The 11,763-nt window shown below is 42.1% G+C and carries 10 protein-coding genes and 3 pseudogenes; 8 read left to right on the top strand and 5 right to left on the bottom strand.

Annotated features, from left to right (window positions below):
• The coding region (locus BM122_RS18895) for a transposase (RefSeq protein WP_305728202.1) at nt 1–433 on the top strand (433 nt) is incomplete at its 5' end.
• A gap of 77 nt (nt 434–510) precedes the next feature.
• Here the strand turns inward: BM122_RS18895 and BM122_RS18890 are convergent.
• Nucleotides 511–1,617, bottom strand: a complete 1,107-nt coding sequence (locus BM122_RS18890) for a 3-deoxy-7-phosphoheptulonate synthase (protein ID WP_074907070.1) — start codon at nt 1,615–1,617, stop codon at nt 511–513.
• A gap of 1,135 nt (nt 1,618–2,752) precedes the next feature.
• Between BM122_RS18890 and BM122_RS25510 the strand changes: the two are divergent.
• Nucleotides 2,753–3,011, top strand: a pseudogene (locus tag BM122_RS25510) (heavy metal-binding domain-containing protein); the annotation flags it as partial.
• 197 nt (nt 3,012–3,208) lie between these two features.
• Here the strand turns inward: BM122_RS25510 and BM122_RS18880 are convergent.
• Nucleotides 3,209–3,619, bottom strand: a complete 411-nt coding sequence (locus BM122_RS18880) for a helix-turn-helix domain-containing protein (RefSeq protein ID WP_074907068.1) — start codon at nt 3,617–3,619, stop codon at nt 3,209–3,211.
• Nucleotides 3,620–4,252: 633 nt separating this feature from the next.
• Here BM122_RS18880 and BM122_RS26340 point away from each other — a divergent pair.
• Nucleotides 4,253–5,025: pseudogene (locus tag BM122_RS26340) on the top strand (spherulation-specific family 4 protein).
• Nucleotides 5,026–5,084: 59 nt separating this feature from the next.
• Here BM122_RS26340 and BM122_RS24460 read toward each other — a convergent pair.
• A complete protein-coding gene (locus BM122_RS24460; protein ID WP_218152160.1) occupies nt 5,085–5,372 on the bottom strand; it encodes a transposase in 288 nt (95 codons plus the stop codon).
• A gap of 580 nt (nt 5,373–5,952) precedes the next feature.
• Between BM122_RS24460 and BM122_RS18860 the strand changes: the two genes are divergently transcribed.
• The 4 genes and pseudogenes from BM122_RS18860 to BM122_RS21925 all read left to right on the top strand — a co-directional run bounded on the left by BM122_RS18860 (nt 5,953) and on the right by BM122_RS21925 (nt 9,510).
• Nucleotides 5,953–6,726 carry a spherulation-specific family 4 protein gene (locus BM122_RS18860; RefSeq protein ID WP_074907065.1) on the top strand — a complete coding sequence of 258 codons (774 nt, stop codon included), beginning with the start codon at nt 5,953–5,955 and terminating at the stop codon, nt 6,724–6,726.
• Nucleotides 6,727–7,669: 943 nt separating this feature from the next.
• On the top strand, nt 7,670–7,897 hold the full coding sequence (locus BM122_RS24455) for a hypothetical protein (RefSeq protein WP_218152159.1): 228 nt from the start codon (nt 7,670–7,672) through the stop codon (nt 7,895–7,897).
• Nucleotides 7,898–8,022: 125 nt separating this feature from the next.
• A pseudogene (locus BM122_RS24450) lies at nt 8,023–8,546 on the top strand (IS982 family transposase).
• Nucleotides 8,547–8,979: 433 nt separating this feature from the next.
• A complete protein-coding gene (locus BM122_RS21925; RefSeq protein WP_143083541.1) occupies nt 8,980–9,510 on the top strand; it encodes a DUF4277 domain-containing protein in 531 nt (176 codons plus the stop codon).
• 107 nt (nt 9,511–9,617) lie between these two features.
• Here the strand turns inward: BM122_RS21925 and BM122_RS21920 are convergent, their stop codons facing one another.
• Nucleotides 9,618–9,875 carry a CreA family protein gene (locus BM122_RS21920; RefSeq protein ID WP_143083540.1) on the bottom strand — a complete coding sequence of 86 codons (258 nt, stop codon included), beginning with the start codon at nt 9,873–9,875 and terminating at the stop codon, nt 9,618–9,620.
• A 64-nt stretch (nt 9,876–9,939) separates the two neighbouring features.
• Here BM122_RS21920 and BM122_RS21915 point away from each other — a divergent pair, with 64 nt between their 5' ends.
• Nucleotides 9,940–10,161 carry a hypothetical protein gene (locus tag BM122_RS21915; protein ID WP_083398603.1) on the top strand — a complete coding sequence of 74 codons (222 nt, stop codon included), beginning with the start codon at nt 9,940–9,942 and terminating at the stop codon, nt 10,159–10,161.
• Between the two features lie 605 nt (nt 10,162–10,766).
• Here BM122_RS21915 and BM122_RS18840 read toward each other — a convergent pair.
• Nucleotides 10,767–10,949 carry a hypothetical protein gene (locus BM122_RS18840; protein ID WP_074907063.1) on the bottom strand — a complete coding sequence of 61 codons (183 nt, stop codon included), beginning with the start codon at nt 10,947–10,949 and terminating at the stop codon, nt 10,767–10,769.
• Nucleotides 10,950–11,763: the final 814 nt, after the last annotated feature.

The following is an 11,763-nucleotide window of genomic DNA, read 5'->3' as shown; positions in this document are numbered from 1 at the left end:
TATTGATGAAAGTGGGTTTGCACAGGATGCGCCGCGCACGCACGGTTATGCACCCGCTGGCCAGAGATGTCATGGCACGCATGACTGGCATGCGCAAGGTCGTATCAACGCGATTGGCGCCCTGATCGGAAAGCTATTGATAACCGTCAGCCTGTTTGCAGTCAATATCAGCGCCGATGTATTTCATGGATGGGCGATGCAGGACCTGTTGCCTAAATTGCCGTCACATGCGGTCGTTGTGATGGACAATGCTACCTTCCATAAGAGGCAGGATACGCAAGAGGCCATACAAAACGCTGGGCACACCCTTGAATACTTACCCGCTTATTCTCCTGATCTTAATCCCATCGAACATAAATGGGCACAGGCCAAAGCACTGCGTAAACAACAAAACCAGACCGTTGAGATGCTTTTCAAATCCTATACATTCTGAATCATTCTTAACTGGTTAGGCTATAGAAATGGAATAAGGCGCAATCTTCTGGATTCATGCTATCACGGGAACAGCTACTATGTTGGGAAATGAGGTACGGCAATTGGCTTATGAGGCTTTTTTAACACTTTTCTGCGTTTCTCCACGGCTTCCGCTAATTGAGATAAAACCTGTTCGGTTGTCTCGAAGTTGATGCAACCATCAGTAATGCTTTGTCCATAAACTAATTCTTCACGTTTTTTGCCATCTGCTTTCTGGTTACCTTCGACTAAATGACTTTCCATCATCACGCCACAGATGGCATCGCTTCCACTCGCAATCTGCTCCGCCACATTGACGCCTACCTCTGGCTGGCGTCGGTAGTCTTTATGGCTGTTAGCATGACTGAAATCAATCATCAGGTAAGGTGGCAGCTTGGCTTTGGATAAGTCTTCAATGGCCGCAGCTACACTGGCGGTATCGTAGTTAGTCTTGCGTCCTCCCCGCAGGATGATGTGGCAATCTTCATTCCCTTTCGTAGCAAAAATGGCGGTATGCCCCTCTTTAGTAACCGAAAGAAAATGATGCGGACGAGATGCGGCGCCAATCGCATCAATGGCAATGTTTAGATTACCATAGGTGCCATTCTTGAAACCAATGGGACAAGATACACCGGATGCCAATTCGCGGTGCGCCTGGCTCTCGGTGGTGCGTGCGCCAATCGCGGCCCAGCTAATCAAATCTGACAGATACTGGGGGCTGACCAAATCAAGGTATTCCGTAGCCGCAGGCATTCCGAGATTATTTAAATCCAGCAGTAGCTTGCGCGCCATGCGCAAACCCTTATTGATATGAAAGCTGTTATCCAGATCAGGGTCATTGATCAATCCTTTCCAGCCGATGGTTGTCCGTGGCTTTTCGAAGTACACCCGCATAACGACATGTAGTTGATCCTTGAACACTTCGCGCAAATGTTTCAAGCGAGCACCATATTCCAACGCCGCATCTACATCATGAATGGAGCAAGGACCTGTCACTACTAGCAAGCGATCCTCTTCACCATGCAAAATCCGATGAATGGCTTGCCGCGCTAAGTAGACCGTCTCAGTCGCTGTCTCCGTAATGGGATAATCACGGTGCAATTCAACCGGCGGGGCAAGCTCATGCATGCCGATAATACGTAAATCATCGGTCTGAAATTTCATAAATATCAATATTCCTTTGTTTATTGCTGAGTAGTCTGGGACCAAAAATTTATTTTTTTGCAGGCGAAATATCAGCAGCAGGCAAAAAAGTACAGACGGTATTTTAACCTAGCCGCAATATACTTTTCGCTTGTTAGGAAGATTTATAGTAAAAAGTAAAAGCAAGTGATACTGCGCTGTACCAAATAATATCAGCCTATTACCGGTAGTACTCTCATTCGTGCATATATTCGGAATTTATGTTTAGCAGCAACTAAGAAAGTAGTTTATTACTGAAATGGTCTGTTCGACCTTGGCTAAGCGTTTAAGGCCGTATTTGGATGGTTATAAATTTTGATTAGTACTGTCGCGATGAATAACCTGCGGGAGCTTTGTTCGTTTGAGGATCAACTAATTTTTTAGGACTCTAAGTTAGTTACTATCATTAATAATTGTTAAATTAGAAATTAGTAATGATAATAATTAGAAGCCAATTTCTGTATAGCTATAGGGATGTATTAAATATCAGTCACATGATTAAAATTTTCTATCTGTATAAAGTGAGAGTTTTAATTGGATAATTTGTGGATAAAATTAAAAGATTAACTTTTTTTCTCGTTATCCAAAAGCTATACAGAGTTTATTCACAAAGTTTCAGCATTAACCACAACGAGAAGAATTAATAATTGTCGTTTTTTATTACATTTACCGATAACAAAATCAACAGTTTCGTAGATTGAGGCGAAGATTTTGTCCTACCCTTTATCTTGTTCTGTAAATTAAGGAATGATTTTGTTAGCGTTGCTGAAGTAATACGCCTGGTAACGCCAATTTCATAAAGCTAGTTTTTCATCTGCATTATTTTTCACATGATCGGTAGAGATAGGTTGGTTGTTGTTCAGCAAGGGCAATTAAACCATCAAGCCCGTTTATTTTTCTCTTCTCCTCTTGCAATAGCGAGATGAAATCTAAATTTTTTTGTAATTGCTTCTCTTTTAAAATTAGGTTGCCCTGTCATTTACTGCTGAATGAATTTAATATTTTGGATATAAATCATGTTATTCCATTTTTGAATCAAAACTGACTTTGTCTGCTTCACCTTGCTGTATTATTTATACTGTCTGCGGCTCGCCTTCGTGTCAGTTTTGATTTAAAAATGGAATTACTGATAACTACACTCAATAGCGATCGTAAGCGCAATACGAAACCCTGCGGTATTGTTGCTCGCGAAGTGGTATTGGATGCCAATGTTTTTAAGGATTTTGTTGCGAGCGCCCGAGATTTTACCGGTGGAGGCTCTGTAACCAACGAGAAAGAGCGCGTTATTGCCTTAGAAGAACTGCAGGAATACACCCGAGAGCAACGCCGTAATTGGAATAGACATCGATTACGAAGTACTCTGCAAGGAAATGGGAGACGAGCCCAATATCGGTCGCAACCGCCTTAACCCTTGCTCCCGATCTTTTCAAACGCTTTCGGAATGGAATCAATGCATCGGCACCTTTCCCGTTGTCTACAAAAATTATGGCATCACGTTGAAGGTCTAGAACAAGAGTTAAATGGCCCGGTTTCTTCCCTGGTATATTTCATCAATCAATAACGCTCTCGCAGCTTACGATTTTGGATTTCCCTTGACCAGATCCCAGCTCACTCCAAGGTAACGGGCTGGCACAAGGATAGTCATATGCCGGGAGAGTTCCAGTACCAATCTTCCAAACGCACGAGTATAACCTTTACGTTCATCGGCAAACCGTACCTTTACTTGACGTACGACGTGGCACCTGATGCATTCTACCCGCTGTACTGGAAGATCAATATAGACAGTCTCTTGACCTACCGGTATTGTTCGAAAGCGACGAGTTACCTTTTCTCGACAGGATACGTTGCGATTCCGGCAAACGGGGCATCCCGGACGCCAGCGATCATCTTTTACTGCAACTATAATGGCATCCGCAATATAACAGGTGCTTTGATAAAAATAATTAATTATGCCAAAAGCGTGATAGAGCAAGCTCGTCGACATTTTGAAAAAACCTCAGGATTAAAAAATAATGGCTATTTCCATCCATCTTTCTCCGCTTTCCTATCAATCTTCAATTTGCTACGTAAACCTACGTATGCAATTTCCGGAAAAAAACCATTTAAATTCTGTCTAGCGGTAGTACTACGTCCCAAAGAAATCAGGAAATTTGTATTGCTTCCCCGTCGGTGAGTAGCCGAACGTACGTTTTAGTTGGTTGAATCATTCAAACCGGCTCAGTAAAAGCTACGAACGTCTCACAAGCACCGACGAAACCTGACTTTACACTGCTATGGCCACTGTTATGTTGAAGAGACTAGCTTAAACCAGGAGTTTACAAACAGTCTCTAAGTTTCTTATTAGCTAAAATGCTGGTTAGCTACGGAGTTTATGATTATGTGTTTCCCTTCCGGATGTCATAGCTATTCGATAATTTTTTATTAACTTCTACCTGAACTAAAAACCAAATAGCGAACTAAGAGTGTATGCAAATGCAATATTTCTTGCATCCATCATACATAAGAATATGCTCATTTGGGCGTAGGGGTGTTGATTTATCCTATCGGTCTTTCTTTTGCCGAAGATCAGCGTAGAAACTCAGTCTATTGTGCGCTTTTTTGATAGGAGATATTCGACATGAACATAAAACACTTCATTTTGCTTCCCGCAGTTTATTTTTCAATGGCATTCGATACGCTCGCTCACGCTACTAATCTTTTTGTTCCAGCCTATTTCGATCCATTAAGTCCTCCAGCTCCGGCTTATTGGAGTGGCTTGGCTGTAGCAGCTCAAACAGTACCTACCACCGTAATTCTTAATCCAAATAGTGGGTTTGGAACAAGCGTTGACCCCAGCTATGCTACGGCTATTGACCAATTTCGTCATTCTGGAGGAAAGATAATGGCTTACATATATACCCATTATGGTGATCGCCCGCTGATTAATATTGCTAACGAAATTGATAACTACATAGCCTTCTATGCGATTGATGATGTTTTTATCGATCAGATGACCGCAGATGGAACCGATGAAAACCTCGGGTATTATGAGCAAATATGTAACTACATCAAAATAAAAACAATGAGTATTCGGTAACGGGAGACCCCGGGGTAGTACCCGACGAAATTTATTTAAGCAAACGAGTCGCTGATAATTTAGTTGTATTTCAAGGTAGCATAAAAAGTTACGTACACTTTCAGCCAGAAGAGTGGCAATATAATTACCAGAAGGACAGGTTTATCCATATTGTATATAACGCAAACTCACGCCAAATGAAACAGGCGTTCAGTGAGACTGAAAAAAACCTCGTTGGAAATTTGTACATTACCGATGACAGACTTCCCAATCCTTATGATAGTCTTCCGCAATATGGAGGATTGGAGCTTGAGATGGCAGCCAGAACTCATTAGTACTAGCTAACTTAAAACAGGTGACGTAGCAGCGAGTCAGACCTCGCCTCGAAAGCTCATTAACGATGATTGAAGAACGTATTCGAGGTAGTCGATGATATCGCTGATCCCATAAAAATGATGCAAAGTACATAAGCGGTAAAGAGCTGCTTGACGGAGCATCCTTCTTTTTTTCTGATGGTTTTGGCTTGAGCCCATTTTGGTTCAATGTCATTAAAGTCTGGAGAATAAGACGGCAGGTATTCAAGCGTGTGCCCAGCATTGGAAAAGGCGGCTGTACTATCCTGTTGTTTGTGGAACGTCGCGTTGTCCATGACGCTCACGCAAGCGGGCGGGAGTTTGGGCAAAAAATCCTGCGTAACCTATGCATGGAAGATGTCGGCTTTAATATTGGCTGTGAACAGGCCTACGGTCAGGAGTGCCTTTTCGATCAGGGCGCTAATGACATTGGTTCAGCCTCTTGCATGCCAATCCTTTAAATGAGTATTTTGAGCTTGCTTTTAATACTGCGGCGGCAACGTTAATAATTTTTCAATAATTTGGAGATATGTTCGCATTTCTAGCTGAAGCGCGGCACGAAGTCTTTATACTTTGACGCTAACTGATTTGCATGCATATTTCAAGAAGGCAAAAACAGAGTTGTTAATGCAATTTTCTGCACAGCTTTAAGCTTTGGCTAAAAACAGCTGCGCAGCAGTTGAAAACAGCTATCTTTTGGCATAATGTATATGAACACCTTAAACACACACTATTCAACGTCTACCTGAACTAAAGAACGGAATAGCGAATAAAAACTGTATTCATTTGCATTATTGCTAGGCTATTAGTTATACCTTAGCATCGGCACATAATAAGAAAACGCTCATTTGAGCGGATGGGTACTTTTTTCTTTATTTTTCCTATCCCTCTTTACAGGAGATATGTGACATGAGCATAAAACGCTTTATTTTGCTTTTAACGATGTATTTATCAATAGCATCCAGTACGCTCGTTTATGCAGCCAGTCTTTTTGTTCCAGCATATTTCCATCCATCAGATCCCCAGACTCCGAATCACTGGAGTAGCTTAGCTGCAGCAGCCCAAATAGTACATACTACTGTAATTCTTAACCCGAACAACGGGCCTGGATCAAATGTTGACCCTAGCTATGTTACGGCTATTGATCAAGTTCGTGGCTCTGGAGGAAAGGTAATTGCTTACATACATACGAATCATGGTGATCGTCCGCTGAGTGATGTTGCAAGCGATATTGATAATTACCTTGCGTTTTATACGATTGATGGCTTTTATATCGATCAGATGACTGCAGACGACACAGATGAAGACATCAGGTACTACGAGACAATATATAACTACATCAAGAATAAAAGCAGCCATTATTCGGTAACGGGAAACCCTGGCGTGGTACCAGACGAAATTTATTTAAGTAAACCAGTCGCTGATAATTTAGTAGTATTTGAAGGTCACATAAGAAGTTACATAAATTTTCAACCCGAAGCATGGCAAAATAATTATCCGAAGGATTGGTTTATCCACATTGTATTTAACGCAACGCGGCTTCAAATGAAACAGGCGTTCAGTGAGACTGACAAAAACCTCGTTGGACATCTGTACGTAACCGATGACAAGCTTCCCAATCCTTATGACAGTCTTCCGCCATATGGAGATTTAGAGATCGAGATGGTACCCGTAACAAACTAATTGGATTGGTTAAAGTGGCGGTGAATCTAACGTTGCTGCACAAGCAGGCTGCACCTCTTACCAGGCAAGTATATAAAAGTTCGGTTTCTGTCAATTACTCAAATAGCTCTCAGCTACTAATCAGCATAAAAATTAACTTGGCCGATTAGTATTGCCAACATGGCATCCATTAAGCCATTGCTTTTGCCTCGGGAAATATAGAAAAAAACGATAATAACTCATTCTTATTGATGGTTAATGCTGAAACTTTGTGAATAAAATCTGTATAGTTTTTGCAAAACGAGGAAAAGAAATTAATCTTTAATTTTATCCACAAATTATCCAATTAAAATTCTCACTTTATACAGATAGAAAATTTAAGTCATATTATTGATAGTTAATACATTCCTATAACTATACAGAAATTGACTTCTAATTATTATTATTACTAATCTATAATGTAATAAAGGTTAATAATAGTAACTAGTTTAGTGTTTTAAGAAATTGTTTGATCAAGAGAAAAATCTCGTAATTTGGCAGGAACTATTCTGAGCTACATTTCTTGCTCAACTTCTTATTCAAAAGTAAATAAAAATAGTCACAAATTGGATATCTAAACTTATTAACAAGAGCATAGAGTTATGGAAGAAGATAGCATTGCTCTTTTGCTCGAATTGGAGGCAAAATAAAAGAAGGGTAAGTTTATAATGAGAGGAATTTTAGTCTTGGCAATGAAGATTTTAGTGGTTCATCCGGTAAATGCGTACACAGAGTTTAGCCGACCAGAACATAATTGGTTTCATGCAATGCCATGATTTTCAGTTTAAAGAATTCGCATCTCTAAAGCCATTAGTCATTTAATGTAACGTGAGTTCGACATAAGAAAAGCTGTAAAAGGAACCTGAATTCCTTATGATGAAAAGATTTTAAAGAAGAGTTTTATCATTAGAGGAATCAGATTCTAATGGATACTATAGTAGTGACTTTTTGTGCAATTGACGACCTTTGTAAAGGGTTTGAGCTGCAGCGCTTATCGGAGTCATCGCTAAAACTGTATCGTCGACGAGGGGAGCTGTGTCTAAGTGAAGTCATGACCATCATGGTGGGATTTCATCTGTCCGGTTACCGGACGTTTAACCACTATTACCTGAATTACGTGTTGAAGTATCAACGGCCCTATTATCCAGGGTGAGTCGGCTACAACCGCTTTGTTGAGTTGCTACAAGGTAGCTTGGTACCTTTCTTTGTGCTGTTTTCTGACCAGCTGCTTTGGATGTTGCAGGGGATCAGAGCTTCACTGATTCGACCAAGATCAGTGTGTGTCACAACCATCGTATTGGGTCACATAAAGTAATGGCAGAGTTTGCTGCCCAGGGAAAGACCAGCATGGGTTGGTTTTATGGATTCAAGCTGCACCTGGTCATCAATAACCAGGTAGAATTGCTGGGGGTAGAAATAACAGCGGGCAATGTTGATGACCGTAATTCCCTACCAGAGTTGACGCACTACTTATTTGGCAAACTCTTTGGTGACCAGGACTACCTTTCGCAGTCACTCTTTGAGCAACTTCGAGAGCAAGGCGTGCAGCTCGTTGCCAAGGTACGCAAGAACATGAAAAACAAGCTGTTGCCGCTGTTTGACAAGCTCCTGTTCGTAAACGCCCGATCATTGACACCGTCAATGTCCCATTAAAGAATATCTCGCAAATCGAGCACTTCCGCCATCGCAGTCCATTTAATTTTTCTGTTAATCTGATAGCCGGGCTGGTGGCTTATTCCATTTCTAAATCAAAAATGACGCGAAGGCGAGCCGCAGACAGTATAAATAATACGGCAAGGTAAAGCCGACAATGTCAGTTTTGATTTAGAAATGGAATTACACCTTGCGCGAGAAGAAACCCTCGCTTAATATCGGATTCCCTCAAGCTCTTCCAGCTGTAGTAGCGTGATCCTTATGTCGAAACTCACATTAACTAGGATATCCGTAATTAGTTAACCACGTCATGAGCGTGCTTTCCGATCATATATCGCCTCCCTAATCACCAATACGCTCGCTCTGGTCAACATTCCGGGGTCAGTCATCGACGCTGACCCGATTATGAATTGTCCCACGCCGTTCCCGCCCGCCCGCTTGCATAGCACTTGTGTCGCGGTTTCTGACAGCGCATAGATTGCCAACAATCACTCTTTACCAATTTGTCTGCATAGAGGTACTGATATCTACATTCTGCAGAAAAAATTGACCCAACCAGAATTATTTCAGGATCGTTGTTAATTGGCATGTTCATTTTCTTTGATTCTTAGGAGATTTAACCTGGTAATTGATATTAAAACCGGCACCATGGCCACGCCCCAACCAGATGCCTATTACAGCCGAGTCATTCATCATCATGGTCTGGTTTCGGGAATGATTGATGAATTGGGTCTGGTCGAACGGATTGACGCTCTGATACCGAAAAAAGAGCAGCAGATCGTATCCTATGGACAGGCGGTTAAAGCCATGATTTTAAATGGCCTGGGCTTTACCCAGCGGGTGTTGTATCTGACGCCGCATTTTTTTCGGGAAAAACCGGTTGAACACCTGATTGACGAGGGCATAACCGCGGCCCAATTGAATGATGATCTGCTAGGTCGCACGTTGGATGCCATCCATGCGTTTGGTTGCAGTTTTTTTACCGCCAACTGGCGGTTCACAGTGCCGAAAAGCTGGGCTTGCCATGCCAAACTGGCCATCTGGATTCGACCAGCTTTAATGCCGACGGTGTCTATAACAGCCAGTTGCCGATTGATGAAGACAGTCAATTGATTCACATCACCCAAGGCTATCGCCGTGATCATCGACCGGATTTGAATCAGGCGGTTTTGCAATGGATGGTAGAAAGACAAGCGGGGATTCCGCTGTTGATGGAATCGTTAAGCGGTAATCATGCTGATAAAACCAGCTTTAAATAGACGATTGAGCAGCACATAGCTCAGTTGCAACAGGACGTCGGCCTGCGCGCAATTGTCGCCGATAGCACCTTGTATACCGCCGAAAGCTTGGCTCAGATGAATGGCTATACCTGGATCACGCGGGTCCGGGAACGCTGATGCTGGCCAATGAGACAATAGCCTTGACGGCACCCTTGTTTGCAGCGCAACCGGATGAATAGCAGACATCGAACTGTGCACAACCTATGCCGATACCCGGCAACGATGGCTGCTGATCTATTCACCAGCGGCTCGGCAACGTGCCTTGAAGACGGTCAACACAGCCTTTTTGAAACAAAGTCAGCAAGAATTAAAAGCATTTGAAGCCTTGTCTCGTCAAGAATTTGCTTGCGAAGCCGATGCCGAAACGGCCGTGCGACGCTTCAGGAAACAACTGAAACTCACCACGCTGACGGCCCATCAGTTGATCAGTGAAGCCCGTTACCAGCGGCGCGGGCGCCCCAGGCCGGACCAGGCCGCTGATTAAACTATTGTTCGAATTGAAGGTGCCATCGCCTCAAACGTTTCCGTCTATCAGGAGCGACTGCAACGGAAAAGCTGCTTTATTCTGACCACCAATGAAATCGATACGTCCCGATTCACAGCCGAAGAACAGCTGAGCACCTACAAGGATCAACAAAAAGTAGAACGCGGCTTTGGCTTTCTCAAAGATCCGCAATTTTTGGCCTCGATCCTCTTTCTAAAATCGGTGTCTCGGCTTATGAGCTTAGCCGCGATCATGACGCTATGTTTACTGGGCTATGCGGCTTAGGAATATCGCATTCGCACTGCGCTAGCCGAAGCCGGCGAAACCTTCCCGAATCAATCAGGCCACCCGGTTGCCAACCCCACCGCGCGCTGGGTCTTTCAGTATTTTATGGGCATGCCTATCCTGACCATTCACGAAACACAGACAGTGCTGCTTAATATGAATGAACCACATCGCAAGTTACTAAAATTATTAGGCGATTTCTATGTTAAATATTATTCCGATAGTGACTGAATTGGCTGCGGAATGTAGGCGAATGTAGGCTGATAAGTAATTTCATGGCTTATAGACAATTCGCCTTCCAGTTCAAGTCGGGCTGATGCCTATTCAGGACGCCTATCCTGCCGAATCATTTTATCCACTTTATTCCGATCTTTCCGGTCAAATCGCCTGGTTTTGGCTTTCTGCCTTACGCGTTTATCTTGTAATCCCTGAGCCTGCTTCGGACGCCAGCCGCGCTGTGCTCCATTGCGTCTGAGTTCGCGCAAGATCACAAACTTGTTCACGCCAGCTTCATTCGCTACTCTCCTTGCTTAAAGCCTGCTTTTCGTAACCTGTATCACTTACTAATAAACCTAATAGTGTTGCTCTCGGGTGAGATGCTACCAGTGCTTCCTGAGTGCTTCTTTTATTTGATTATTCAAGGAATTAGAATGTTATCGCAGCTTGCATCTTGTTAACCTTATAAAAGTTGCACTTCAAACTTGAATCCGTCATAGCTAAACATGTATGTTTTGTGAATAGTAAGAGGCTACTTCCTACTATGATTTGTCAGTCAATGCATTTCTCACTCGATGGACACTCTCTTACACGGCGGTTTATTCTATTAGCTTCTATTAGATCAAACATGCACAACATTGTAAGGATAATCAAAATAATATAATAAGTCGTCGTTAGTTCTTTCATGAATTTCACCTTGATATATATGAGTAATATGAGTACAAAACCATATTCATTATATGGATTTGCTCCATAATATTCACAAAAACTTCACAAATCAAGTGCTTTACAGAAACATATTTGTAGAGCTATTTGCAACAATAAAACATTCTCAATTGACTAAATTATTTCAATTAGATTTTTCGGGCTGTAGTAGATCAATCTAAATTTGAGTCCAATATTTCAGTCACTTGGTTGTTGTTTAGGTATTACATAATTAAATCTGACTTCACATCCCTTGAGAAATTATGGAAATAACCCTTTAGGAATGCCATTGTATTTTCTTAGAAGCTGTCTGGCAAAACGATTTCCATTAAAATCATGGATTTTGATAACAAGCTAAGAAATGTCATACAAAACAGATATAAATGATAAGGAATG

Origin of the sequence: Nitrosomonas communis (genome assembly GCF_900114745.1) — a bacterium.
Classification (GTDB): domain Bacteria; phylum Pseudomonadota; class Gammaproteobacteria; order Burkholderiales; family Nitrosomonadaceae; genus Nitrosomonas; species Nitrosomonas communis_A.
This window is presented reverse-complemented; position numbering and strand designations above follow the sequence as displayed.